The organism is Paraburkholderia humisilvae (assembly GCF_902859855.1).
GTDB classification, from domain to species: Bacteria; Pseudomonadota; Gammaproteobacteria; order Burkholderiales; family Burkholderiaceae; genus Paraburkholderia; species Paraburkholderia humisilvae.
On sequence record NZ_CADIKH010000001.1, the window covers coordinates 361,059 to 387,957 of the forward strand.

General features: G+C 63.7%; 22 protein-coding genes and 1 pseudogene. 9 read left to right on the top strand and 14 right to left on the bottom strand.

All coding sequences use genetic code 11. The features are described from left to right. The first annotated feature begins 34 nt into the window (after positions 1-34). The 5 genes from kynU (at position 35) to HV796_RS01575 (ending at position 6,648) form a co-directional block, all read left to right on the top strand. Positions 35-1,285 (top strand): kynureninase, encoded by a 1,251-nt coding sequence (gene kynU, locus HV796_RS01555; protein ID WP_175224557.1) that lies wholly within the window; start codon positions 35-37, stop codon positions 1,283-1,285. Positions 1,286-1,304: 19 nt separating this feature from the next. Beyond that, entirely contained in the window at positions 1,305-2,285 is a 981-nt protein-coding gene (kynA, locus tag HV796_RS01560; protein WP_175224559.1) for a tryptophan 2,3-dioxygenase, read from the top strand. A gap of 227 nt (positions 2,286-2,512) precedes the next feature. After that, positions 2,513-3,922 (top strand): D-arabinitol 4-dehydrogenase, encoded by a 1,410-nt coding sequence (dalD, locus tag HV796_RS01565; RefSeq protein ID WP_175224451.1) that lies wholly within the window; start codon positions 2,513-2,515, stop codon positions 3,920-3,922. A gap of 203 nt (positions 3,923-4,125) precedes the next feature. Beyond that, complete coding sequence (xylB, locus tag HV796_RS01570; RefSeq protein ID WP_175224453.1) at positions 4,126-5,613, top strand: xylulokinase; 1,488 nt, start codon at positions 4,126-4,128, stop codon at positions 5,611-5,613. 54 nt (positions 5,614-5,667) lie between these two features. Then, positions 5,668-6,648, top strand: coding sequence for a sugar-binding transcriptional regulator (locus HV796_RS01575; RefSeq protein WP_175224455.1), 981 nt, complete (start codon positions 5,668-5,670; stop codon positions 6,646-6,648). Between the two features lie 244 nt (positions 6,649-6,892). Here the strand turns inward: HV796_RS01575 and HV796_RS01580 are convergent, their stop codons facing one another. The 14 genes and pseudogenes from HV796_RS01580 to HV796_RS01645 form a co-directional block, all read right to left on the bottom strand. Further along, positions 6,893-7,141: a hypothetical protein gene (locus tag HV796_RS01580; RefSeq protein ID WP_175224457.1), complete on the bottom strand. Its 249-nt coding sequence runs from the start codon at positions 7,139-7,141 to the stop codon at positions 6,893-6,895. A gap of 149 nt (positions 7,142-7,290) precedes the next feature. After that, complete coding sequence (locus HV796_RS01585) at positions 7,291-8,691, bottom strand: NAD(P)(+) transhydrogenase (Re/Si-specific) subunit beta (RefSeq protein ID WP_175224459.1); 1,401 nt, start codon at positions 8,689-8,691, stop codon at positions 7,291-7,293. A 10-nt stretch (positions 8,692-8,701) separates the two neighbouring features. Beyond that, positions 8,702-10,303, bottom strand: coding sequence for a Re/Si-specific NAD(P)(+) transhydrogenase subunit alpha (locus HV796_RS01590; RefSeq protein WP_175224460.1), 1,602 nt, complete (start codon positions 10,301-10,303; stop codon positions 8,702-8,704). 358 nt (positions 10,304-10,661) lie between these two features. Next, positions 10,662-11,093 (bottom strand): PAS domain-containing protein, encoded by a 432-nt coding sequence (locus HV796_RS01595; protein ID WP_175224462.1) that lies wholly within the window; start codon positions 11,091-11,093, stop codon positions 10,662-10,664. A 158-nt stretch (positions 11,094-11,251) separates the two neighbouring features. Beyond that, entirely contained in the window at positions 11,252-12,505 is a 1,254-nt protein-coding gene (frc, locus tag HV796_RS01600) for a formyl-CoA transferase (protein ID WP_175224464.1), read from the bottom strand. Between the two features lie 24 nt (positions 12,506-12,529). Beyond that, positions 12,530-14,275, bottom strand: a complete 1,746-nt coding sequence (gene oxc, locus HV796_RS01605; RefSeq protein ID WP_246355630.1) for an oxalyl-CoA decarboxylase — start codon at positions 14,273-14,275, stop codon at positions 12,530-12,532. A 373-nt stretch (positions 14,276-14,648) separates the two neighbouring features. Further along, a pseudogene (locus HV796_RS01610) lies at positions 14,649-15,377 on the bottom strand (GntR family transcriptional regulator). Further along, positions 15,377-16,720 (bottom strand): oxalate/formate MFS antiporter, encoded by a 1,344-nt coding sequence (oxlT, locus tag HV796_RS01615; RefSeq protein WP_281369752.1) that lies wholly within the window; start codon positions 16,718-16,720, stop codon positions 15,377-15,379. The pseudogene HV796_RS01610 and the gene oxlT overlap by 1 nt, the downstream one beginning before the upstream one ends. Positions 16,721-17,072: 352 nt before the next feature. Beyond that, a complete protein-coding gene (locus HV796_RS01620; RefSeq protein WP_175224466.1) occupies positions 17,073-18,182 on the bottom strand; it encodes an ABC transporter ATP-binding protein in 1,110 nt (369 codons plus the stop codon). Positions 18,183-18,290: 108 nt separating this feature from the next. Beyond that, positions 18,291-19,016: an HAD family hydrolase gene (locus tag HV796_RS01625; RefSeq protein WP_175224468.1), complete on the bottom strand. Its 726-nt coding sequence runs from the start codon at positions 19,014-19,016 to the stop codon at positions 18,291-18,293. Between the two features lie 56 nt (positions 19,017-19,072). Beyond that, entirely contained in the window at positions 19,073-19,939 is an 867-nt protein-coding gene (locus tag HV796_RS01630; protein ID WP_175224470.1) for a carbohydrate ABC transporter permease, read from the bottom strand. Beyond that, positions 19,936-20,871 carry a carbohydrate ABC transporter permease gene (locus HV796_RS01635; protein WP_175224472.1) on the bottom strand — a complete coding sequence of 312 codons (936 nt, stop codon included), beginning with the start codon at positions 20,869-20,871 and terminating at the stop codon, positions 19,936-19,938. Before HV796_RS01635 ends, HV796_RS01630 begins: the two co-directional genes overlap by 4 nt. Before the next feature lie 155 nt (positions 20,872-21,026). Then, positions 21,027-22,349, bottom strand: a complete 1,323-nt coding sequence (locus HV796_RS01640; RefSeq protein WP_175224474.1) for an ABC transporter substrate-binding protein — start codon at positions 22,347-22,349, stop codon at positions 21,027-21,029. Between the two features lie 106 nt (positions 22,350-22,455). Beyond that, on the bottom strand, positions 22,456-23,238 hold the full coding sequence (locus HV796_RS01645) for an L-iditol 2-dehydrogenase (RefSeq protein WP_175224476.1): 783 nt from the start codon (positions 23,236-23,238) through the stop codon (positions 22,456-22,458). Between the two features lie 385 nt (positions 23,239-23,623). Here HV796_RS01645 and HV796_RS01650 point away from each other — a divergent pair, with 385 nt between their 5' ends. The 4 genes from HV796_RS01650 to HV796_RS01665 are packed head-to-tail and all read left to right on the top strand — an operon-like array spanning position 23,624 to position 26,837. Continuing rightward, complete coding sequence (locus HV796_RS01650) at positions 23,624-24,085, top strand: Fur family transcriptional regulator (RefSeq protein ID WP_175224478.1); 462 nt, start codon at positions 23,624-23,626, stop codon at positions 24,083-24,085. A 55-nt stretch (positions 24,086-24,140) separates the two neighbouring features. Beyond that, complete coding sequence (locus HV796_RS01655) at positions 24,141-25,115, top strand: metal ABC transporter solute-binding protein (RefSeq protein ID WP_175224481.1); 975 nt, start codon at positions 24,141-24,143, stop codon at positions 25,113-25,115. Continuing rightward, a complete protein-coding gene (locus HV796_RS01660; protein ID WP_175224483.1) occupies positions 25,112-26,062 on the top strand; it encodes an ABC transporter ATP-binding protein in 951 nt (316 codons plus the stop codon). The genes HV796_RS01655 and HV796_RS01660 overlap by 4 nt, the downstream gene beginning before the upstream one ends. Next, a complete protein-coding gene (locus HV796_RS01665; protein WP_175224565.1) occupies positions 26,055-26,837 on the top strand; it encodes a metal ABC transporter permease in 783 nt (260 codons plus the stop codon). The genes HV796_RS01660 and HV796_RS01665 overlap by 8 nt, the downstream gene beginning before the upstream one ends. The last annotated feature ends 62 nt before the right edge of the window (positions 26,838-26,899 follow it).

Consider the following 26,899-nt stretch of genomic DNA (forward strand, 5'->3'; position numbering starts at 1 on the left):
CCGATTGCGCTTGACTGGAGCTGACTGCATGACGATGAATACCCGAGACGAAGCCCTGGCCCGCGACGCCGCCGATCCACTCGCGCCTTTGCGCGCGCAGTTCGCGCTGTCGCCCGACACCATCTATCTCGACGGCAACTCGCTCGGCGTGCCGCCTGCGGCGGCCGCGCAACGCGCGCAGGTCGTGATCGCCGCCGAATGGGGCGAAGGCCTGATTCGCAGCTGGAACACGGCTGGCTGGTTTGCGCTGGCGAAGCGTCTCGGCAACAAGCTTGCGCCGCTGATCGGCGCCGCGCACAACGAACTCGTGGTCACCGATTCGATTTCAGTGAATCTGTTCAAGGTGCTGTCCGCCGCGTTGCGGCTGCAGCAGCGGCGCGATCCGAAACGGCGCGTGATCGTCGCGGAGCGCGGCGATTTTCCGAACGATCTGTACATTGCGCAGGGTCTCGTCGCGCAATCGAACGGCGCGTATGAACTGCGCCTGATCGACGACCCAGCGGAATTATCGGCGGCGCTGCAGCCGGACACCGCGGTCGCGATGATCACACACGTGAACTACCGTAGTGGCTATATGCACGACATGGCGGCGCTCACGCAGCTGATTCATCAGAAAGGCGCGCTTGCGATATGGGGCCTCGCCCACTCGGCCGGCGCGGTGCCGGTCGATCTGAACGGCGTCGGTGCGGACGGCGCGGTAGGTTGCACGTACAAGTATCTGAACGGTGGCCCGGGTGCGCCCGCATTCGTTTGGGTTCCGCATCGGCACCAGGGCGCATTCGAGCAGCCGCTCTCCGGCTGGTGGGGGCATCGCGCGCCGCTCGCGATGAGCCCGCTATTCGAGCCCGACGACGGCATTGGCCGCTTCCTGTGCGGAACGCAGCCGATCGTATCGATGGCGCTCGTCGAATGCGGGCTCGACGTGTTCCTGCAAACCGATATGCGCGCGATTCGCGACAAATCGCTCGCGTTGACCGATCTCTTTATCGAACTCGTCGAAGCACGCTGCGACGAGTTTCCATTGCGCGTCGTCACACCGCGCGAACATGCGCAGCGCGGCTCGCAGGTGAGCGTCGCGCACCCGCACGGCTACGAAGTGATGCAGGCCTTGATCGCGCGCGGCGTGATCGGCGACTACCGCGAACCGCAGGTGATGCGCTTCGGCTTCACGCCGCTGTATACGCGGCATGTGGACGTGTGGGATGCGGTCGAAACGCTGCACGACGTGCTGGTCAAGGAAACCTGGCGGGCGCCGGAATTCGCGATCCGCGCCAGCGTGACCTGATCGGGCCGAGGAGCGCATGATGACCACCGACCCGATGAAACTGCCGGACGATCAGCAGCCGCATAGCGCGAGCGCCAGCCATGGCAGCGCTCAGGTGTCGCACACTGCGCACGCGCCTCATATGGCCACCGGCGACGGCAGCACCGACAGCAACGGCGCGCAAGACAATCGCGACCAGAGTAGCGGCTGGCACAACGCGAAGCTCGATATGTCGAAGTCGATGAGCTATGCCGACTATCTGTCGCTCGATACCTTGTTGTCCGCGCAGCATCCGTTATCGCCCGATCACAACGAGATGCTGTTCATCATTCAGCATCAGACGAGCGAGCTTTGGCTGAAGCTCGCGCTCTACGAACTGCGCGGCGCGCTCGCCGCCGTGCATCGCGATGAACTACCGCGCGCGTTCAAGATGCTTGCGCGCGTATCGAGAATCTTCGAGCAACTCGTGCAGGCGTGGGACGTGCTCGCAACACTGACGCCGTCCGAATACACGTCGATGCGGCCCTACCTCGGCAGTTCGTCGGGATTTCAGTCGTATCAGTACCGCGAACTCGAATTCCTGCTCGGCAACAAGCATGAGGAGACGCTCAAGCCGCATGCGCATCGTCCCGAGGTGGTGGACGACGTTCGTCGGTTACTCGAAGCGCCTTCGTTCTACGACGAGGTGGTGCGGCTGCTTGCGCGGCGCGGCTTCGCGATCGCTGCAGAGCGGCTCGAGCGCGACTGGACAAAGCCGACCGAATACGACGCGAGCGTCGAAGCCGCGTGGCTCGAGGTTTATCGCAATCCGTCGCGGCATTGGGAACTTTACGAAATGGCCGAAGAACTGGTCGACCTCGAAGACGAGTTCCGTCAATGGCGTTTCCGGCATGTGACGACCGTCGAGCGGATCATCGGCTTTAAACAGGGCACCGGCGGCACGGCGGGGGTGACCTATCTGCGCAAAATGCTCGACGTCGTGCTGTTTCCGGAGCTGTGGCACGTGCGCACGGTGCTGTAACCCCCTACTCGCTGCGATTCGGCGCGACTCGTCCCGCCCCACCCGCCCCGCCCGCTTAATGCCGCACTGCCGCACGAAAACCTCGTCGTGCCGCCTTGACTTTCGCCGCGGCGAATACGATCATAAGTTCACGAACTGAGCAAATGCTCCACGCAGTGATATGCGTGTGATGGACGTGCGTCGCGCGCAGCAGCGGCCACGCGCCAAGAACACTCTGGAGACACACCATGAACAGCGACCCGCGCGGCAGCGGCGCGAATGCGCATGTGATCGTGCACATCGGCGCAGGCTCGTTCCATCGCGCGCACCAGGCGTGGTATCTGCACCGGCTCGACCAGGCGCGTGTCGAAGGCGAGCCCCACTGGTCGCTCACGGTCGGCAACATCCGCAGCGACATGAACGCGGTGATGGACGCACTGGCCGCGCAAAACGGCGTCTACACGCTCGAAACGGTCACGCCGCAAGGCGAGCGCGCGTATGAAACGATCCGTTCGATCACGCGCGTCATACCGTGGTCGGCAGACTTGCAAGGGCTGATTGACGCCGGCGCGGACCCCGCGTGCAAGATCATCGCGTTCACGGTCACCGAAGGCGGCTACTACCTCGACGAACACGACCGGCTCGACACCGGCAACCCCGATCTGGTGGCCGACCTGAACGGCGCGCACACGACCATCTATGGCGCGCTCGCCGCCATTCTCGAAGCACGGATGCAGCGCAACGCCGGTCCGGTCACGCTACAGACCTGTGACAACCTGCGCAGCAACGGCCACCGTTTCCACGCGGGGATGACCGCGTTTCTCGACAAGCGCGGCGCCACCGCGCTGCGCGCGTGGTTCAACGCGAACACTGCTTGCCCGAACTCGATGGTCGACCGCATCACGCCGCGCCCGACGCCGGATGTGCGCGACCGCGTACGCGCGGCAACCGGCCTCGATGACGCCTGTCCGGTGATGGGCGAAGCGTTTATCCAGTGGGTGATCGAAGACCACTTCCGCGCGGGGCGGCCCGCGTGGGAAAAAGTCGGCGCCGAACTCGTCGAGTCGGTGATGCCATACGAAGAGGCGAAGATTCGCGTGCTGAACGCGACGCACAGCTGTATCGCATGGGCCGGCACGCTGATTGGATTGCGCTACATTCACGAAGGCACGATCGACCCGGATATCCAGCGGTTCGCGTACGACTATGTGACGCAAGACGTGATTCCGTGTCTGACGCCGAGTCCGATCGACCTCGGCCGCTATCGCGACGTCGTGATCGAGCGCTTCAGCAACCCGTTCATCCAGGACACGAATCAGCGCGTCGCCGCCGACGGCTTTTCGAAGATTCCCGGTTTTATTGCGCCGACGCTGTCTGAAACCTTTGCGCGCAGTAAGGAACCGTCGGCGACCGCGATGCTGCCCGCGCTGTTCTTTCGCTTTCTCGACCGCTGGCAGCAAGGCCAGTTGCCGTACACGTACCAGGACGGCGTCATGGATGAAAAGATCGCGTGCGGCTTCTTCGCGGCGGCGGACCCGGTAAAAGCCTATTGCGCGGACCGCCTGCTGTGGGGAAGCATGGCGCAGACGCCGCAACTCGAGAATGCGGTTCGAGCGGCACTGGCGCGCGTCGACGCGTGGCTCGACAAGCGCGTTTGAAGCGCGCGGTTGAACCGATGGGTTCCGCTCTCCCGGCACCGCATGCGTAACAACGCGATAACCGCCGCGGGTAGCAAGCCCACATAGTGATCGCTGTAACGATCGAATACGCCGCATGCATGCGCGCCAGGTCTTACGCCCATGGCATCGCGCGTCACATGCGGCTAAAGTAGCGCATCTTTACCGACGAAGGTATCGCGCCCATGTATCTCGGCATTGATCTTGGCACGTCTGAAGTGAAAGTCCTGCTGCTCGCGTCCGACGGACGCGTGATCGGCACCGCGGGAACACCGTTTACGGTGTCGCGTCCGCATCCGCGCTGGTCGGAACAGAACCCGATCGACTGGTGGGAAGGCACGCGCGCCGCGCTATTCGCGTTGCGCGAACAGCACCCCGATGAATTCGCGCAAATTCGCGGCATCGGCCTGTCCGGCCAGATGCACGGCGCGGTGCTGCTCGATGCGCAAGACCGCGTATTGCGTCCGGCGATTCTGTGGAACGACATGCGCAGCGTCGAAGAATGCGCGGAACTCACCGCGCGCGCGCCGGAGTTGCATCGCGTGGCCGGCAATCTCGCGATGCCCGGCTTCACCGCGCCGAAACTGCTGTGGGTTGCGCGACACGAGCCCGAGATTTTCAAACAGACCGCGTGCGTGCTACTGCCGAAGGACTACTTGCGTCTGCAACTGACGGGCGGCAAGGTATCCGATCCATCGGATGCGGCGGGCACGTTGTGGCTCGATGTCGCAAAGCGCGACTGGTCCGATTCACTGCTCGCCGCGTGCAATCTGACGCGCGCGCATATGCCCGGTCTCGCGGAAGGCAGTGCGCCATCGGGCATGCTCAAGCCTGAGCTCGCGCGCGAATTCGGTCTGCGCGAACCGGTCGTGGTCGCGGCCGGTGGCGGCGACAATGCAACGAGCGCCATCGGCATCGGTGCAACGCAACCGGGCGATGGCTTCGTGTCGCTCGGCACATCGGGCGTGTTGTGCGTGATCGGCGACAGCTTCCGGCCGAACCCCGAGTCCGCGGTGCATGCGTTCTGCCATGCGATTCCTGACCGCTGGCATCAGATGAGCGTCGTGCTGTCGGCGGCCAGTTGCTTGCGGTGGGTATGCAAGCTGACCGGCACCCACGAAACGACGCTCCTGCCTGAAATCGAGGCACTGCCTGAAAGCGCGCTGACACATGCGCCGATCTTCCTGCCGTATCTGTCCGGCGAACGCACGCCGCATAACGACCCGTACGCGCAAGGCGTGTTCTTCGGCATGACGCATGCGACCGACCGCGCGCTGCTCGGCTACGCGGTGCTCGAAGGCGTGACGCTCGCGTTGACCGACGGCCTCGATGCGCTGAAAGCGGCCGGCACCGAAGTGAACGCGTTGTCGCTGCTCGGCGGCGGTGCGCGCAGCAACTACTGGGGGCAACTGCTCGCCGACGCGCTCGATACGAGCACGCGCAAGCACGGCGGCGGCGAAACCGGTGCCGCGCTCGGCGCCGCGCGCCTCGGCTGGCTCGCGGCCGGCGGCGATCCCGCGCACGTGCTGACCAAGCCGCCGGTCGAAATCGAGTTCACGCCGAATCCGCGGCGTCATGCGGTGCTGCGCAGGCGGCTCGAGCATTACCGCACGCTGTATCGGCAATTGAAGCCGCTGTTCGCGGCCACCGCGTCAGGCGACTCGCCGGCATAGCGGGCGCACATCGCCGAACAGGTCGAAAGGTCCAAGCCAACGCATCCATTCACCGTGCCCAAGTCCAGCGAAAAACTCGATCTCGCGACGCGTGCCGCCTGGCTGTATTACGTAGCGGGCAATACGCAGAACGAAATCGCCGAAAAGTTGCAGGTGTCGCGGCCCGTCGCGCAGCGGCTGGTTGCGTTCGCGGTCGAAAAAAACCTGATTCGCGTGCGGGTCGACCATCAGCTGGCCGAGTGTCTGGCGCTCGCCGATGAACTGTCGAAACGGTATGGGCTGACGATGTGCGAGGTCGTGCCGGTCGACAACGATACGCAGGAAGAAATCGACCGCAAGCTCGCGGTGGCCGGCGCGCAGGTCATGGAGCGCTATCTGGGTGAAGAGAAACCGATGATCGTCGCGGTCAGCAGCGGACGCACGCTCAAAGCGGTGGTCGACCAGGTCGCGCAACTCGATCGGCCGCAGCATCGGCTGGTGTCGATGGTGGGCGCGATCGCGCACGATGGCTCGTCGAATCGTTATGACGTCGCGCTGCATATCTCCGAGAAGACGGGCGGCAAGCATTTTCTGTTGCCCGCGCCGTTGATCGCCGATAGCGAGGCCGAACGCGCGCAGTGGTGCAATCACCGGCTCTATCGAATCGTCGAATCGCTATCCGGCGACGCGGATGTCGCGTTTATCGGCATCGGCAATATCGGGCTGGGTTGCCCGCTGCATGAGGACGGCTTCATCACCTCCGACGAAGTGGCGGAATTGATGGAACTGGGCGCGGTCGCGGAACTGCATGGTTTGCCGATTTCGGCCGACGGCGCGCGCATCGAGTCGCCCACCGAACGGCGGGTGACCAGCATCCGGCCCGTTTCGCCGCCGAAGCGGCCGACCATCGGCTTTGCATGCGGTGAGCGAAAGCGCACCGCGGTAATTGCCGCGCTAAAAGGCGGATGGCTATCGGGACTCGTCACCGATGAACTGTGCGCGCGCGAGGCGCTCGAAGAAGCGGCCGATGCCGCGTTGAAAGAGCCCGCGCGCTGACGCTCGAAGAACGGATGCCGGTTTTCCGTGTGATCGACGAAGTGAATATACGCATCGATGATTCTCGGCGGGATAGTCATAGGGCAGCCTCGACGCATGGCGCTGTTGGCACAGCGCAACGCAGAGCATAGGCGCTGATGGCCGCGTACCCAAGGCAACCACCCACACTATTCGCCGCGGTATTCAGCACGGTACGCGCCGCTACTCGGACGGTGTCGCACCGTGGACGTGAGACAGCACCGGTTCAACTCGCCTTCGTTCTCGCCCCCGACGCGATCGCCTGCAACGCGACACTGCGCGCGCTCTCGATCGCCGCGGCCTCGCTCGCATACAGCGTGTCGCTCTCCACGCGTTGATACGGCAGGATCTCGGCGTCTTCGGCGCTCGGCGCCGTCACGCTACGCACCGCCGCATAGGCGGTCCAGCCGCCGTTCTGAATCGACTGCATCGCCGACAGCACCAGTTGATATCGTCCGAGCGTTTCGATGTGCATGATCATCTCCAGTCAAAGAAGCGTATTGCCGATGTTGCGCCGCGTGTCGCAGTCGGCCTGCGCGACGCCAGTAACGGAACGGTGCGCCGCCCGAGCCTGCCATTGCGCACCACCGTGCAAGCCTCGGCGCAATCATCGATGAAGACCGCCTACGCGCTCAGTTGCGCAAGCAGCGCTTCGACGCTGTGCTTCGCGTCACCAAACAGCATCCGCGTGTTCTCCTTGTAGAAGAGCGGATTGTCCACGCCCGCATAGCCGCTCGCCATGCTGCGCTTCGACACGATCACCGTGTTCGCCTTCCACACTTCGAGCACCGGCATCCCGGCAATCGGGCTGCCCGCATCTTCGAGCGCCGCCGGATTCACGATGTCGTTTGCGCCGATCACGAGCACGACGTCGGTACTGCTGAAGTCCTCGTTGATCTCATCCATCTCGAGCACGATGTCGTATGGCACCCTCGCCTCCGCGAGCAGTACGTTCATATGGCCCGGCAAGCGCCCCGCAACCGGATGAATGCCGAAGCGCACCTTCACGCCCTTGTCGCGCAGCTTGCGGGTGATCTCGCTGATCGTCGTTTGCGCCTGCGCGACCGCCATGCCGTAGCCCGGCACGATCACCACTTCGGACGCGTCGCGTAGCAGCGCGCCGACTTCGTCGACGGACACCGGCACCACCTCGCCTTCGATGGCCGCGGCGACGGTCGTCACCGTACCGAAGCCGCCGAAAATCACCGACAGGAACTTGCGGTTCATCGCGCGGCACATGATGTAGCTGAGAATCGCGCCGCTCGAGCCTACCAGTGCGCCGGTCACGATCAATAGATCGTTGCTGAGCATGAAGCCGGTCGCAGCCGCCGCCCAGCCCGAATAGCTGTTCAGCATCGACACGACCACCGGCATGTCCGCGCCGCCGATCGCCATCACCAGATGCACGCCGATCAGCGCGGCGATCGCGGTCATGGTCAGCAGAGGGCCGACGCCTTGCGCCGCCTCCGGCGCCGTCAGGAACAGATAGCCGAGCGCGACACAGGCCAGCACGCCGACCAGGTTCAGCAGATGCCGCATCGGCAGGACCAGCGGCTTGCCGCCGACCGTGCCTTGCAACTTCAGAAAGGCGACGATCGATCCGGTGAAGGTCACCGCGCCGATAAACACGCCAAGATAGATTTCGACGTCGTGAATCGATTGCCCGGCACCGCCGAAGCTCGCCGCATTGCCCGCCGCCGGCGACAGATAGCTCGCGAACGCGACGAGCACAGCCGCGAGACCGACAAAGCTGTGCAGCGCCGCGACGAGTTGCGGCATTTGCGTCATCTCGACGCGCCGCGCGAGCAGCGCGCCGCCCGCCACGCCGATCGCCATCAGCGCGGCGACGACTGGCAGCACGGCGCCGCCCGCGAGCCACAGCGTCGTGACGACCGCGATCGCCATGCCGGCAACGCCGTACAGATTGCCGCGCCGGGCGGACGCGGGGTGGCTCAAGCCGCGCAGGCTCAAGATGAACAGTGCACTCGCGGCCAGATAGGCCATGCTGCCGATTCCGTTTTGCATGTCGGTCTCCTTATTCGCCGCGCTGGAACATGTTCAGCATGCGTTGGGTCACGAGGAACCCGCCTGCGATGTTGATCGTCGCGATCAGCAGCGCAAGACCGGCAAGTACCGCGACCACCCCACCCGGCGCACCGATCTGAAGGAGCGCGCCGATCACGATGATTCCGCTGATCGCATTGGTGACGCTCATCAGCGGCGTATGCAGCGCCGGCGTCACGTTCCAGACCACCTGATAGCCGACGAAAATCGCGAGCACGAACACCGTGAAGTGCGCGACGAACGCAGGCGGCGCGACCGCACCGAGCGCGGCGATTAGCACGGCGGCAAGCACAAGGCCGACAACACCGAGCGTGGATGCGCGGCGCCGCTGCTGATCGCTGACCGCTGCGCCCGCACCGTGCGCAGCGGGCTTCGGCTGCACCGCGGCGGCTGCGGTGACCGTTGCCGCGGCCGGCGCCGGCGTCGCGCGCTTCGGCGGCGGCCATTTGATTTCACCGTTGCGAATCACCGTCATCCCGGCGATCACTTCGTCCTCGAGATTCACTGCGATCTCGCCGTCCTTGCGTGGTGTGAGATCGGTAAGCAGGTGTCGCAGGTTCGTGCCGTACAACTGGCTCGACTGCGTCGCCATCCGCGCGGGCAGGTCCGTGTAGCCGATCATCGTCACGCCTTCCGCCTGCGCCGCGACGCCCGGTTGCGTCAACTCGCAATTGCCGCCCTGCTCGGCCGCCAGATCGACGATCACGCTGCCATAGCGCATGCTGCGCACCATCTCGGTCGTGATCAGCTTCGGCGCGGGCTTGCCCGGAATCAGCGCGGTCGTCACGATCACGTCGACTTCCTTCGCCTGCGCCGCGAACAGCGCCATTTCCGCTTCGATAAACGCGGCGCTCATTTCCTTCGCATAGCCGCCCGAGCCGCTGCCGTCTTCGTTGTAGTCGAGCTCGAGAAACTCGGCGCCCATGCTCTCGACCTGCTGCCGCACTTCGGGCCGCGTGTCAAACGCGCGTACGATCGCGCCAAGACTGCGTGCCGCGCCAATCGCCGCCAGGCCCGCGACGCCGGCGCCGATCACCATCACCTTCGCAGGCGCGATCTTGCCGGCCGCCGTGATCTGGCCCATGAAGCCGCGGCCGAACTGATGCGCGGCCTCGATCACCGCGCGGTAACCGGCCATGTTCGCCATCGAGCTCAGCGCATCGATCTTCTGCGCGCGCGAGATGCGCGGCACGCAGTCCATCGCGAGCACCGTGATGTTGCGCGCGCGCAGCCTCTCCAGCAGTTCCGGATTTTGCGCGGGCCAGATAAAGCTGATCAGCGTTGTGCCTTCGCGCAGCAGCGCGATTTCGTCGACGCCGCCCGCGGCTTCGGACGACGGTGCGCGCACCTTCACGATGATGTCGGCCATCTCATGCAACGCCGCCGCGTTCGCGACGACCTGCGCGCCCGCCGCGCGATATGAATCATCGGAGAACGCGGCCCGTTCGCCTGCGCCTGTTTCGATGGCCACATTGAAACCGAGCTTCGACAGATGCCCGATGACTTCCGGCGTCAAAGCGACACGACGCTCGCCCGGATAGGTCTCCCGCGGTACTCCAATCTTCATTGGCATGGCAATGCTCCCAATCGACGTTTCAAATCCTGTTCCGCGGTGCGCACGGCACGATCGCGCGATGACTCAACATTCCGCGCAAGAACGCGTGCGCGCAGCCGCGCGCGCCCTCCATCGGCGTCGCGCCGCGGCAAGGGGCTCAATCCTGTTGTCAAATGGTCGGTCAGCCGCGCAACACGGGCTTTCACGCGCATCGGTCCGTTTGGGGGGGATGGACCGCGCGCCGCTTGTGGCTCGCTTTCATGCGGGCCGATGTCGCTTTGCTTCGTCTTCGTTGTCCGGCAAATCGCTGGCGCCGGCATGCCGTCATCGGCGTGCTTTATTGACGCGCCTCATTGGGCGTGCTCATGGGCGTAAATTACGCGCCGGCTTTCGCCTCCAGCTCGGCGACGCGCTTGCGTAGCGCGCGGTCTTCGGCGAAGCGCGTGGTCTCGTCACGGATAATCGCGACGATACCGGTTATCGCGCCTTGCGGAGAATGCAATAGCGCGACCGTGAACGCGATCGACATCGCGCGGCCGGCCTTGTCGACTGCCGGCACTTTCAGCAGGTCGTGGCCATAGCGCGTCTGCCCCGTCGCCATGGTCTTGTTGTAGCCGTCCCAGTGACGGCCGCGTAGCCGCTCGGGAATGATCAGGTCCAGCGACTGGCCAAGCGCTTCTTCCTGCGTGTAGCCGAACATCCGCTCGGCAGCGGGATTCCACAGTGTAATCGCGCCGTCCGGACCGGAGATGATCACGGCGTCGCCGATTGCATTGACAAGCTGTTCAAAATCGATGGTGGGGGCCATGTTCTCTCGTCCGCGCGGTAGGGCTGTGCTCGCACGCGAGCATTCGTCACTCATTCAGTGTGCGGCCGCCGTCCCGTTCTGCTGAATCAGGGCACGGCGGCCGCCTGCTGCAATTGCGCTTACTGCGTGCTACGTCGACGGCGAACTACGCTGCAACATCAAACCGCACGCGCGTCACGCATGCTGGCGATCTGGTCGTGGCTATAGCCCAGTTCGGCCAGCACTTCGTCGGTGTGCTCGCCGAGCAGCGGCGACGACGTGATCTCCGGCTTCAGGTCCGAGAACTTGATCGGGCTGCCGACCGTCAGGTACTTGCCGCGCACCTTGTGATCCACTTCAACGATCGAGCCGCTGCTGCGCAGCGATTCGTCGTTCGCGAGTTCCTTCATCGTCAGCACCGGTGCGCACGGAATATCGAACTTGCGCAGGATATCGACCGCTTCGAACTTCGTCTTGTCGGCAAGCCATCCTTCGATCGTCGCGAAGATGTCGAAGATGTGCGGCTGACGCGCTGCCGCCGTGCTGTAGTTCGGATCGTTGATCCATTCCGGCTTGCCGATCGCGCGGCAGATCGGCTCCCACGCGTGGCCCTGAACCGTGAAGTAGATGTACGCGTTCGGATCGGTTTCCCAGCCCTTGCACTTCAACACCCAGCCCGGCTGGCCGCCGCCGCCCGCGTTGCCGCCACGCGGCACCACGTCGCTGAACGTGCCGTGCGGGTATTGCGGATACTCTTCGAGATAGCCGAGACGGTCCAGACGCTGCTGGTCGCGCAGCTTCACGCGGCACAGGTTCAGCACGCTGTCCTGCATCGACACCGCAACCTTCTGGCCCTTGCCGGTCTGCTGGCGGCCGATGATCGCGGTCAGAATGCCGATCGCGAGATGCATGCCGGTGTTGCTGTCGCCGAGCGCGGCCGCGCTCACCGTCGGCGGGCCGTCCCAGAAGCCGGTCGTCGAGGCGGCGCCGCCCGCGCATTGCGCGACGTTCTCGTAGACCTTCAGGTCCTGGTAGTGGTGGCCGTCGCTAAAGCCCTTCACCGACGCGACGATCATCTTCGGGTTCAGCTCATTGATGCGCTCCCACGAGAAGCCCATCCGGTCCAGCGCACCCGGGCCGAAGTTCTCAACGAGGACATCCGATTCCTGGATCAGCTTTTCCAGCACTTCCTTGCCGGCGGCCGTCTTCGTGTCGAGCGTCAACGAGCGCTTGTTGCTGTTGAGCATCGTGAAGTACAGCGCGTCGGCATCGGGAATGTCGCGCAACTGGTTGCGCGTCACGTCGCCCGAGCCGGGACGCTCGACCTTGATCACGTCCGCACCGAACCACGCCAGCAATTGCGTGCACGCCGGGCCGGCCTGGACGTGCGTAAAGTCGATGATCTTGATGCCTTCGAGGGGTTTGTTGCTCATACGTATCTCCAGATGGGCCGGGGCTTACTTCTTCACGCCGCTTTGCGGGTTAAGGTTGGTCAATCGGCCGCTTTCGGTACCGGCCGCTTCGTCGATCACTGCATTGATCAAGGTGGGCTTGCCTGACTTGATCGCTTCCTGCAGCGCGTGGGTCAGTTCTTCCGGCGTCGTCGCGTTAAAGCCGATGCCGCCGAATGCCTCGATCATCTTGTCGTAACGGGCGCCCTTCACGAACACGGTCGGCGCTACGTCCTTGCCGCCCGTCGGGTTCACATCGGTGCCCTTGTAGACGCCGTTGTTGTTGAACACGATCGTGCAGACCGGCAGGTCATATCGGCAGATCGTTTCGAGTTCCATGCCGGAAAAGCCGAACGCGCTGTCGCCTTCGATCGCGACCACCTGTGTGCCGCTCGTTACCGCCGCGCCGATCGCGAAGCCCATCCCGATGCCCATGATTCCCCACGTGCCCGAGTCGAAGCGGCGGCGCGGTTCATACATGTCGATCACCGCACGCGCGTAGTCGAGCGTATTCGCGCCTTCGTTGACGACGTTGATGTCCGGACGCGTCTTCAGCACGTCGCGAATCGCGCGCAGTGCGCTGTGGAAGTTCATCGGCGACGGATTCTTCGCGAGCGTCGCGGCCATCTTTTCGAGGTTCTTGTTCTTTTTCTCAGTGACAGCCGAGATCCAGTCCGCAGGCGGCTTCGGGAAGTTCGCGTCGAGACCGGCGACCAGCGCCGACACGCACGAACCGATATCGCCGATCAGCGGCGCTTCGATCGCGACGTTGCTGTCGATTTCGGTCGGCGCGATATCGATCTGCACGAAACGCTTCGGTGCGCTGCCCCAGGTCTTGCCCTTGCCATGCGCGAGCAGCCAGTTCAGGCGAGCGCCGATCAGCACGACGCAATCCGACTCCTGCAGCACGTACGAGCGCGCGGCGGACGCCGACTGCGCATGCGTATCCGGCAGCAGGCCCTTGGCCATCGACATCGGCAGATACGGAATGCCGCTCTTTTCGACCAGATCGCGGATCGCCTTGTCGGCCTGCGCATACGCAGCGCCTTTACCGAGCAGAATCAGCGGACGCTTGGCGCCTTTGATCACATCGAGCGCGCGCTTCACCGAATCCGGCGACGGCAGCTGGCGCGGCGCCGGATCGACGACCTTCACCAGCGATTCCTTGCCCTTCGCCGCATCGATCACCTGCGCCAGCAGCTTCGCCGGCAGATCCAGATACACGCCGCCCGGGCGGCCCGACACGGCGGCACGAATCGCACGCGCAATGCCGATACCGATGTCTTCGGCGTGCAACACGCGGTATGCGGCCTTTGCGTACGGCTTCGCCGCGTTCAACTGATCCATCTCTTCGTAGTCGCCCTGCTGCAGGTCGACGATCTCGCGTTCGCTCGATCCGCTGATCAGGATCATCGGGAAGCAGTTGGTGGTCGCGTTCGCGAGCGCGGTCAGGCCGTTCAGGAAGCCCGGTGCCGACACCGTCAGGCAGATGCCCGGCTTTTGCGTCATATAGCCGTGAATCGCCGCGGCGTTGCCCGCGTTCTGCTCGTGACGGAAGCCGATAAAGCGCATTCCTTCGGCCTGCGCGAGACGCGCGAGGTCGGTAATCGGAATGCCGACGAGGCCGAAAATCGTATCGATGCCGTTCAGCTTCAGCGCGTCGATCACCAGGTGGAAGCCGTCGGTCGTGGCGGCTGGTTCGCTTCCCTGCGCGGTCGTTGCATCAGGGCGCGCAATTTCAACAGTAGACATTCACTCATCTCCAGTTCGTTATGACTGTTAGGCCGTCGCGTCGTGTGTGTTGGCAACCGGTGCCCGAGGACCTTCCATCGGACGCTTCGCAGCACTGTGATATACCATATATCACACACCAAGTTTGATTCAATAGCTGTTTGTCCCTAGGGGCGCGTTTTGCGCAGCACAGAAATCGCTCAATCTCGCTGATCGCCGACAGCTTCCCTGTAGAAACTCTAATAATCTCAGTGACTTGCTCCTTTCAATAACCTCTTGTGCAGTACAGCACGACGTCAGACGATATCTGGAATGTGATATATCATATTTACACGAAGAAAGGCCCGCGCACGGGCCGATCCACATTCATTCGTCATCCCAACTCGATTCCGCGTCACTCCAGAAAATCACAGTGCGTATTCACATAGGTCGCGAGTTCCAGCGAATGCTCGCGTGCGAGCCGCTCTGCGCCTTCGGTATCGCGTGCCTCCAGCGCCTCGATGATCTGCATGTGATCCGTGATCGAGCGTGACGCCCGGTCGCTCTGCGAAATCGTCAGCTTGCGGATCGCGCGCACGTGCGCAAACACGTTGCGGATCGTATGCGCGATCGCCTGCGACTTCGACAGCTTCACCAACGCCTCGTGAAACGTGATGTTCGCCTCCGAGTACTCGTCGATATGCCGTGCCGGCGCCTGCCGCTCGCCATGGAAGCGATCGAACAGCCGCCGCAGGTCGGCGACCTCGTCGTCGCTCGCCTTGAGCGTCGCAAGGCGTGCGGCCATGCTTTCGAGCGCCGCCCACATCTGGATCATCTCGACAATCTCCCGGCGCGTCTTGCGCCGGATAAACACACCGCGCCGCGGCACTGCGCGCAGAAAGCCTTCCTGCTCGAGCAGCGTCATCGCCTCGCGGATCGGCGTGCGGCTCACGCCGAGCGCTTCGGTGAGGTTGCGCTCGTCGAGCCGGATCGCTTCGCGCGAGCCGTAAATGTCCGCTTCCGCAATCGCCTAGCGCAGCTTGGCGTACGCCAGATCGCGCAGCGACGCACCCGGGTTGAGCGGCTGCAGCGACAACGCAAAAGGCGCCGGACGCGCCTCCAGCGTCAAGGTTGCATCGTCCATTACTCGTTTGACCCCAGCGGCGTAGGGTCATACGTATTGCGGAAGGCGAGCCGTTCGCTTTGCTTCGCCGAATCCTCGATCCAGCGCTGCCGCATCGGCGCGAGCACGAATTTCGCCGACACACTGCCCGCGATCGCAATGCACGCCGAGAAGATAAACACCGTGTTCCAGCCGCCGTGCACGGCCAGCACCGACGCAATCGGCACCAGCAGCGCCGCGGTGCCTTTCGCGGTGTACAACGTGCCCGCGTTGCCCGCTGCGTATTTCGCACCGAACGTATCCGCGCAGGTCGCCGGGAAGTTCGAGAAGATATCGCCGTAGAACACGAAGATCAGCCCGGAGAACACGATGAACAGGTACGGGTTGTGACCGAAGTGCATCAGCCCGAGCAGCGCCAGCCCCTCGCCGAGGAAGGTGATGAACATCGTGTTCTCGCGGCCGATACGGTCGGAGATCGCACCGCAGATCGGCCGCGTGAAGCCATTGCAAACGTTGTTGATCGACAGCGTCAGCGTCAGCAACGGCAGCGTCGCGGCGAAGAACGAGATCGGCGTTTCGGCGAAGCCATACTCCTTCGCGATCGGGCCGATCTGTGCGGTCGCGATAATGCCGCCCGTCGCCACGCAGACGAACATCGCGTACAGCACCCAGAACACCGGCGCACGCACCATTTCGCCGGTGGTGTAGTCGATCTTCGTTGCGACCACGCGCTTGATGCTGCGCGCGAACTCAGGCGGATTCGGACGCACCAGCATGGTCGCCAGCAACAGGATCACGCCGCCCTGCAAGCAGCCGAAGAAGATCAGCGTGTGCTGGTAACCGGAACGCTCGATCATCGCCGCAATCGGGATGACCGTCAGCGCGGCACCCGCGCCGAAGCCCGCCGCGGTCAGGCCCGCCGCAAGACCGCGCCGGTCCGGGAACCACTTGAGTGCGTTGCCGACGCAGGTGCCGTACACACAGCCCGCGCCGATGCCGGAGATCACCGCCCCGACATAGAGCACGGCCAGATTCGGTGCAACCGCATAGAGAATCCAGCCGAGGCCCGCGCAGAGTGCACCGCCAATCACCACAGGGCGCGGACCAAAGCGATCGACCAGCCACCCTTCAATCGGCACCAGCCAGGTTTCGGTGACGATAAAGATCGAGAAAGCCGTTTGAATCGACGCGAGGCCCCAATGATGCGCGGCATTCATCGGCTCGACAAAGAGCGTCCACGCGTACTGAAGGTTGGCGACAAGGCCCATGCATATCACGCCGATCGCAAGTTGAAACCATCGGCTGGGTGTGCGGCCGGCGTCGCGTTGTGCACTGCCGCGCGGTGCGGGTACTGGCTGTCGCAAGAGTCGTCTCCGTTGGTACTTCTAGTGTGACGTCGACGCTCGGGTTCAACTTGCGGGCTGGCAGGGCAGAACGAGATGCAGTTGACGCCCACCGATGGTGGAGCGTTTTGCGCGGCAGCAAAAATCAAACTTTTTTATCGTTTGAATAAGGCGGCGTGAATGGCCGTCAACGTGCGTTATGACGGGGAAAGGGATTAGTAATGAAAACGCGCACGGAGCCGCGTGAGCAATGAGCCCATGGAGCGGCAGGAGGTTGTCCAACCGCTACGCATCGGCGCGACGAAGCGCGGATGCGCAACGGCCAGACGGTTAGTTTGACGATTTATATAGAACGCAGCGGCCCTGACACCTATCAAGCCGCCAGCTCGTGCGCAAACTTCCTGCGGAACGCTTGCCCGTCGCTATCGAACAGGTGGCAATGGTCCGGCTGCGCGCCGAGCTTGACCTGCTTTCCCTTGGTATGCCGTTCGAGCGGCGGAATGCGCGCAATCAACCCCTCCGGTGCGACGCCGCACTCCGCATACAGATACGCGGCATCGCCGAGCGACTCGACCGCCATGATCGTTGCGGACACACCGAATTCGCTCGAATCGACGTGCAGATGCTCGGGCCGGATGCCGACCGTCACCTTGTCGCCTTCCTTCGCGCCGCCGGGTTCGACCGCGACGCGTTGCGTCTCGCCGGTTTCGTAGCGCACCAGCAGACCGTCAGGCCCGAGCGACTGTACGACACCATCCATGAAGTTCATCTTCGGCGAGCCGATAAATCCCGCGACAAAGCGGTTCGCCGGTGCGTGATACAGCATGTTAGGCGTGCCGACCTGCTCAAGATTGCCGGCTGAGAGCACGACGATCTTGTCGGCGAGCGTCATCGCTTCAACCTGGTCGTGCGTCACGTAGATCATCGTCGTCTTCAGTTCGTCGTGCAGCCGCGCGAACTCGAGACGCATTTTGACGCGCAACGCCGCATCGAGATTCGACAGTGGTTCGTCGAACAGAAACACCTTGGGCTTGCGCGTAATCGCACGGCCGATCGCGACCCGCTGCCGCTGCCCGCCCGACAGCTGCTTCGGCTTGCGCTCGAGCAGATGGTCGATATGCAGGATCTTCGCCGCGTTGCGCACCGCCTGATCGATTTCCGGCTTTTTCGCGCCGGCGAGCTTCAGACCGAATGCCATGTTGTCGTGCAGCGTCATATGCGGGTACAGCGCATAGGACTGGAACACCATCGCAATCCCACGTTTTGCCGGTGGCACCTCGTTCATGCGTGTACCGTCGATGTTCAGGTCGCCGCTGCTGATGTCCTCGAGACCCGCGATCATCCGCATCAGCGTCGACTTCCCGCAGCCGCTCGGACCGACGAACACGACAAACTCGCCATCCGCGATATCGAGGTTGATGTTGCGCATCACTTCGTTGTCGTCGTAGCGCTTGCTGATATTGCGCAATGTCAGGCTAGCCATGATGTGTCTCCGTGTGTTGCGTGATAGTGCTGTGTTGCGTCGCTTCGTTTCAAAGTGAACGGACCTGCAGGTCGGCCCATGCGGCTCGGCCTGTCTATCAGGATCAGCCTATGAAGCGGCCTTCACCTGCTGCATCCATTGCGCGACCAGTTCGGGCAATTGCCGCATATCGTCGAATACGTGCCGCGCACCGGCCTCGCGCAATGCACCGATCTGCGCGCCGCTCACGTGACCGGCGCCGGCAAAGCCGATCACGGTCATCCCCGCCGCCGTGGCGGCCGTCACGCCGGTCACGCTGTCTTCGATGACGAGACACGCATCCGGCGTCACGTTCAGCCCGCGCGCCGCCGCCAGGTAAACATCCGGAGCCGGCTTCGGCCGTGGCACCGCATCCGCGCAGAACAGCCGGTCGCCGAAGAACTTCGCGAGTCCGGTGCGCGCAAGCGCCGCTTCGACATACGGACGGAAACTGTTGCTCGCGCACGCTTTGGTCAACGTGATGGTCGCCAGCGCATCGCCGATGCCGTTGACCATCGGCGCCTGCACCGCCGCGGCTTCGACCTTCGCACGAATCGCGCCGATATCGCCGTCGGCAAACTGCTTGCCGAGCTGCGCGGCGGTGCCTTCGAGCACGCGCTCGATGCGCAGACCGAGCAGCGGCATCACGACCGGTGCGACATCCGCGTCGGGCCAGCGCGCTTCGAGTTCGCGCACGAGCATCGCGGCCGCGACGGATTCGCTGTCGATCAGCACACCGTCACAATCGCAGATCAGCGCAAGCTGCGCATCGCCGCGGATTGGCGTCCGGGATTGCGTCGTGGTCTGCGTTGGCATGTGCGTCGTCCGCATTGGGGTCCGCATTGGGGTCCGCATTGGGGTCCGCATTGGGGTCACTTAACCGCCCCGAACGTAAGACCGCGCACCAACTGCTTCTGCGACAGCCAGCCGACGATCAGGATCGGCGCGACCGCAAGCAGCGATGCGGCGGACAGTTTCGCCCAGAACAGACCCTCGGGACTCGAATACGAGGCGATGAACACCGTCAGCGGCGCCGCGTTCGAGCTCGACAGGTTAATGCTCCAGAACGCCTCGTTCCACGACAGAATGACGAGCAGCAGCGCGGTCGACGCGAGCCCCGGCAACGACATCGGCATCAGCAGGTAGACGATCTCCTGCCAGGTCGCCGCGCCATCGATACGGCCGGCCTCGAGAATGTCGCGCGGAATCTCGTTGAAGTAGGTGAACGCCATCCACACGGCAATCGGCAGGTTGATCAGCGTATAGACGATGACGAGTCCGGACACCGTGTCGAGCAGGCCGCTGTTCTTCCACAGCAGATAGATCGGCACCAGCACGCCGACCGACGGCATCATCTTCGTCGACAGCATCCACAGCAGCGTTTGCTGCGTGCGTTTGGTCGGGAAGAACGCCATCGCGTACGCAGCGGGCACCGCGAGTATCAGACACAGAATCGTCACGCCGACCGAAATCAGCACCGAGTTCCACGCAAACGCGAAGTAGTTGCTGCGCGCGAACACTTCGCGGAAGCTGTCGAGCGTCGGCACGAAGAACAGCGACGACGAGTACGCCTGCTGCTCGGTCTTGAATGCGGTGATCGTCATCCAGAAGATCGGGAAGAACAGCGCAATCGAAATCAGCCACGCGAGAATGCCCGGAATGCTGCGCTTCACGGCGGCAAACGGCGACGCGGCGGGCACGGTGGTGGCGGTAACGGGTGATGCAGCGACCTGGCTCATTTTTCATACTCCCCTTTCAGATTCTTCGCGAGCATCTTCACGAGGAAGAACGACACGATGTTCGCGACCACGACCGCCAGAATGCCGCCCGCCGACGCGAGACCGACGTCGAACTGCTGCAGGCCAAGTGCGTAGATCAGGTACGACAGGTTGGTCGTGGCGTTGCCGGGACCGCCGCCGGTCGTCGTATAGATCTCGGCGAAAATCGACAGCAGGAAAATCGTCTCCATCATCACGACCACCGCAATCGCGCGTTTCAGGTGCGGCAGCGTGATAAAGAAAAACATCGCGAACGCTCCGGCGCCGTCGATGCGCGCGGCTTCCTTCTGTTCCTGATCGAGCGACTGGATCGCCGTGAACAGGATCAGAAACGCGAACGGCAGCCACTGCCACGCAACGATGATGATCACCGCCGTGAGCGGGTAAGTCGCGAACCAGTCGATCGGCGTCAGGCCGAGCGCGCGCATCCCGCCTGCGATGAGGCCGTACACCGGGTGCATGATCATGTTCTTCCAGATCAGCGCGCTCACCGTCGGCATCACGAAGAACGGCGCGATCGCCAGCAGGCGCGCGATGCCCTGCCCGTAGAACTTGCGGTCGAACAGCACGGCCATCAGCACGCCGCCCACCACCGTGATCACCAGCACCGAAATGATCAGTTGCAGCGTGTGCATGATCGACGGCCAGAACGATGGGTCGGTCGCGAGATAGCGGTAGTTGTCGAATCCGGCAAAGCCTTTCTCATCCGGGTTCAGCAGGTTGTAGCGCGTGAACGAAAACCAGATGGTCATCGCGAGCGGGATCGCCATCCACAGCAACAGGACCGCGACGGACGGCGTCACCAGCCAGCGGGCCGACGCGGCTTTGCGCGACTCGCGTTCCTGTTCGGTTTGAGGGTGGGCGTGCGACAGAGGAAGGCGCAGATGAGGCATGATGGGCCACCTGTTCGGAAGTGCGCGAGCCGCCGGGTTTGCTTCAACCTGTGCAAGCGGTCCGCAGTGCTGCCGGGGGTCCGGCCGGGCAATGCCGCCCGGCCGGGGTTTGCTTCAAACGAACGTCGCTGCTATATCACTTCGGGTCAGTGGGGCTACTTCTGCAAGCCGGCCTGGCGCACCGCGCGATCCGCGGCCGCATTGCCGGCTGTCAACGCCTGGTCGACAGTCATCTGGCCAGCCACGGCGCCGGAGATGCTCTGACCGACCACCGTGCCGAATGACTGGAACTCAGGAATACCGACGAACTGCACACCGGTGTACGGTACGGGTTTCAGCGTCGGGTGCGTCGGGTCGGCCGTTTCGATCGCTTTCAGCACGAACGCGGCGAACGGTGCGGCCTGCTGGTACTCGGGACGCTGATAGGTCGACTGGCGCGTGCCCGGCGGCACCGAGGCCCAGCCTTGATCCTTCGCGACCATCTCGATGTACTCCTTCGACGTTGCCCACTCGATGAACTTCTTCGCCGAGTCCTGCTGCTTGGACGTCTTAGGAATCGCAAGCGCCCATGCCCACAGCCAGTGCGAACCGTTCGGCGTGACCTGAGTGGGCGCCGCTGCGAAGCCGACCTTGTCGGCAATCTGCGATTGCTGCTTGTTGTAAAGCATGCCCGCCGCCACGGTCGCGTCGATCCACATCCCGCATTTGCCCGACGACATCAACGTCAGGTTTTCGTTGAAGCCGTTCGAGCTGGCTCCCGGCGGCCCGTCTTTTTTCAGCAGATCGACATAGAACGACACCGCTTTTTTCCATTCCGGCGTGGTCAACTGCGCGTGCCATTGTTCGTCGAACCAGCGGCCGCCGAACGTATTCACGAGCGTGGTCACGTACGCCATGTTCTCGCCCCAGCCCGCCTTGCCGCGCAAACAGATACCGTACGTGCCCGCCGACTTGTCGGTGAGCTTGTCCGCGAACTGCGCGATCTGGTCGTAGGTCGGGTTATCCGGCATCTTCAGGCCCTTCGCCGCGAACAGGTCCTTGCGGTAGAAGGTCATCGAGCTTTCGACGTAGAACGGCAGCGCAAAGAGCGTGCCGTTGTACGACAGCCCGTCGCGCGCGGTCTTCACGACATCGTTCAGATCGTAGCTTGCCGGCAGGTTCGTGAGCGGCGACAGCCAGCCGCGCTTGCCCCATTGCGGCGTTTCATACGCGCCGATTGTCATCACATCGAACTGGCCGCTACCCGTCGTGATGTCAGTGGTCGCGCGCTGGCGCAACACGTTTTCTTCGAGGATCACCCAGTTCAGCTTGATGTCCGGATTCGCCTTTTCGAACGCGGGCGAAAGCTTCTTCAGCTCGATCATGTCCGGATTGTTGAGGGTCGCGATCGTCACGGTCGCCGCCGACGCATTGAACGCCGCGCATGCGGCCGCCGTGGCGCCGAGTGCCTTCAGCGTGGGTTTCAGAGCGGGTTTCATCGTTTGTCTCCTTTATCGTACGTTCGTGTTGGCTTGCGATGGGCGGCTCACGGATCCTCACATTTCCGGCCGGCAGCCGAGTCGCGGGCAGCGGGGGTCAAGCAGGTCAGCTCATCCAGTTGCCGCCGTCGACATTCAGGGTTTGCGCGGTGATGTAGTCCGCATCCGCCGATGCAAGGAACAGCGCCGCACCGGTCAGATCCGCCGGCAGCCCCATCCTGCCGAGCGGCACCGCTTCGCCGACGAGGCGCTTCTTCTCGCCGAGCGGCCGGTTCTCATAACGTGCGAAAAGCGCATCGACCTGATCCCACATCGGCGTATCGACGACGCCCGGTGCGATGCCGTTGACGTTGATCCTGTGCGGCGCCAAGGCGAGCGCCGCCGATTGCGTATAACTGAGCACCGCCGCTTTGGTCGCGCAGTAATGCGACACGAGTGCTTCGCCGCGGCGTCCCGCCTGCGACGACATGTTGATAATCTTCCCGCCTGCGCCCTGCTCGACCATGCGTTGCGCGACGGCCTGCATCAGGAAGAACAGGCCCTTCACGTTGACCGCGAAGAGCTTGTCATAGATATCCCAGGATTCGTCGAGCAGCGGACGCATATCGAAGAGCGCCGCGTTGTTGAAGAGAATATCGATCCGACCGAACTGCTGCACCGTCTGAGCGACGATGCGTTCGATGTCTTCGCGCCGCGTGACGTCCGCGGTGAGGGTCAACACGCGTTCGCGGTACGCGTCGCGCAATGGCTGACCGAAATCGCTGGCCGGCTTCAGGTCGACCAGCGCGCAGCGTGCGCCTTCGTCCAGATACCGGCGTGCGACCGCTTCGCCAATGCCGCTTGCCGCGCCGGTGAGGATCGCCACCTTGTCTTGCAATCGCGCTGCCACTGCGTGTCTCCCAATCGTTCGACGCTTGGTGTCTGAGTTTTTGCGCCAGTGAGCGAACGCTCTCTGCGCGATCAATTGCTCTATTTGTGATCGAATGATCGGATACGCGTCCGACCATGTCAAGGCGTGCCGCAAGATTTCGATGGTGCAGCGCCGCAGGTTGCGCGCCGTGTTGCTCAGCGCCTGGTTCGCCGTTTGGCGCAGTTTGCTTTCAGCACTTGCGTCGCCTCGCTCTATCAATTTAGACGGCGCGTCGACGCAATCAATGGCAAGATGTTTAGATACGTTATATCATTCCGCCTTCGTTGTTTCACCGGTCCTTCAGCTCAACGCGGGTGGGCACCGGCGCCTTGCCGGGCAGGCGTGCCGTCTCAGGAGCAGTAACATGTCCGTCCCATCCGACGATCCCATCGCACAACGCGTTGCGCACGCACAAGCCGTCGCTGCCGCGCGCGGTCTCGCGCTCACTACGTTGCGCCGCCAGGTCTATACGCTGGTCGCCGCAAGCGAGCGGCCGATCGGCGCGTACGACCTGCTCGCCGCGCTCGAACCGGAGCGCGGACGCGTGCCGCCGACCACGGTCTATCGTGCGCTCGACTTTCTGGTCGAGCATGGCTTCGTGCATCGAATCGAGTCGAAGAACGCCTTCATTGCGTGTTGCGATGTGGACCACCCGCATCAGGGCCAGTTTCTGATCTGCGAAGCATGCGGCGAAACGATCGAAATTCCTGGCGGCGAACTGGCGCGGCAGCTCGCCGGCAGCGCGCCCGCGCATGGCTTCGAAGTACACCGTCAGGTGGTCGAACTGAGCGGCCTGTGCGCCGCCTGCCAGCATGGCCAACGGTAAGCCATTCTTTTGTCCGTTCACCCTTCAACCCTTCAACCTGATCACGCTCGTTACGATGAAAATCAAGAACCCGAAGTGGAATGCGGCGCGCCTCGCGCTAAGACTGGCACAGTATCTGGCCACCGCGGGCGTAACGCTTGCCGTCGCGCTGTCTGTGACTCAGGCAGCGCGTGCGCAAACCGCCCCGGCAGCCGCGAACAGCAAAATTTCCGTGGTCGCCGCCGAGAACTTCTATGGCGACGTCGCTCAGCAGTTGGGCGGCGACCATGTCGACGTCACAAGCATCCTGAGCAATCCGGACCAGGACCCTCACCTGTTCGAAGCCAGCCCGAAGACCGCTCGCGCGCTGCAGCACGCGAGCCTTGTTGTCTATAACGGCGCCGACTACGATCCGTGGATGGCCAAACTCCTCGACGCGTCGAAGAGCGCGAAGCGCACGGTGATCGTCGCGGCGGACCTTGTCGGCAAGAAAAACGGCGATAATCCGCACCTCTGGTACGACCCGGCGACGATGCCCGCTGTCGCGCGCGCGATCAGCGCCGCGCTGACGGCCGCTGACCCGGTGCACAAGAACGCGTACGATGCGAATCTCGCAAGGTTTCTTGAGTCGCTGAAGCCGCTCGACGCGAAGGTTGCCGCACTGCATGCCCGCTATGCGGGTGTGCCGGTCACAGCCACTGAGCCGGTGTTCGGCTATATGTCGGATGCAATCGGCCTCGATATGCGCAACTTGCGTTTTCAGCTGGCGACGATGAATGACACCGAGGCGAGCGCATCGGACATTGCCGCGTTTGAACGCGACTTGCGCGAGAAGCGCGTACGCGTGCTGATCTATAACAGCCAGGCCACCGAAGCGCTGACTAAACGAATGTTGAAGCTTGCGCAGCAATCGCACGTGCCGACGATGAGCGTCACCGAAACGGAACTCGCGGGCAAGACGTACCAGCAATGGATGCTTGCGCAACTGGATGCGCTCGGCGTGGCGCTCGCGGCAGGCGACACGGCCGGCAGCAAAGGAAAAACTCAATGACCGAAAGTGACCGTCCGCCGTCCGCCCCCCCCGCTTCGTCCGGCACGAAAGAGGCGGCGCCCGTGCTGGAGCTCGACCGCGTCACGCTCGAGCTCGGCGGACGCACGATCCTGCGCGATACGAGCCTTGTGATCCGGCAAGGCGAATTTGTCGGCGTGCTCGGCCCGAACGGCGCCGGCAAGACCACGCTGATGCGCTCGGTGCTCGGCCTCGTGCCGGCCGCACACGGCGTCGTGCGGGTGCTCGGCGAGCCGGTCGTCTGCGGCAATCCGTCGATCGGCTATATGCCGCAGACGCGCAGTGCGCTGGCGGGCCGGCGCGTGCGCGGGCGCGATTTCGTCGCGATGGCGGCGGACGGACACCGCTGGGGCTTGCCGCACGCCGACGCGAAAACGCGCGCCGATGTCGAACGCGTGCTCGATCTGGTCGGCGGCCGCGCGTTGGCCCAACGGCCGCTGTCGGAGCTGTCGGGCGGCGAGCGGCAACGCCTGCTGCTTGCGCAGTGTCTGCTTGGCAATCCGCGCCTGCTGCTACTCGACGAACCGCTGATCAGCCTTGATCCGCATCATCAGAAGAGCGTCGTCGAACTCGTGCGGCGCGTGCAGCAGGAGCTCGGCATCGCGGTGCTGTTCTCCGCGCACGAGCTCAATCCGCTGCTGCATGCGCTCGACCGCGTGCTGTATCTCGGCAACGGCGTCGCGGCGCTCGGCACGGTCGACGAAGTGATCACCAAGCCCGTGTTGTCGCGCCTCTATGGGTCGGCGATCGACGTGATCCGCATGAACGGCCGCATCTTCGTGATGTCCGGCGACGTCGAAGTGGAAAAGCACGACCACGAGCACGAAGACGACGGCGAGCACGGCCATGGACGCGACCATGGCGGCTCGCACGCGCATGCTCACCCCCATCACCACGCGTCACGCGACGGGCACACACACGATGTTTGAATATGACTTCATGGTGAACGCATTCGCGGCGTCGGGGATCGTCGCGGTGCTGTCGGGAATCGTCGGGTACTTTCTGGTGATGCGCGGGCAGACGTTCGCCGGCCACGCGCTCTCGCACGTTGGCTTTACCGGCGCGACCGGCGCCGTGCTGATCGGCATCTCGCCGATCTGGGGGATGATCGGCTTTACGCTGGCAGCCGGCGTCGGCATGGGGGCGCTCGGCGAGCGCCTCGCAGGCCGCGATGTCGCGATCGGCATGACGCTGTCGCTGTCGCTCGGCTTCGGGTTGCTGTTTCTGCATTTCTTCACCGCCTACGCGACACAGGTCACTGCGCTGCTGTTCGGCAATGTGCTCGGCGTCAACCAATCGACGCTTGTGGTGCTCGCGGCGATCGGTGTGTTGAGTCTGATTGCGCTCGCGGCCATCATGCGGCCGCTGCTGTTCGCATCGTTGCAGCCGGAACTGGCGGAAGCGAAAGGCGTATCGCTGCGCCTGGTGTCGGTCCTGTTTCTCGCGATCGCGGCGCTCGCCGTGGCCGCCTGCACGCAGATCGTCGGTGTGCTGCTGGTGTTCACGCTGATGGTCGGCCCGGCCGCCGCCGCGCAGAACATGACGACCCGTCTATCGATCGGTCTCGTGGCCGCCGCGGCGCTCGCGCTTGTGCAAGCGTGGCTCGGCGTCACACTCGCGTTCTACACCGACTGGCCGACGAGTTTCTGGATCACGCTGCTGGCGGCGCTCGTCTACGGTGTAAGTCTGCTCGCGCGGCGATAACGCGCGTGCGGTGTCGTGTGCGCAACGTCGCGTTCACGCGTTGTCACCGCACACCGGCTGAC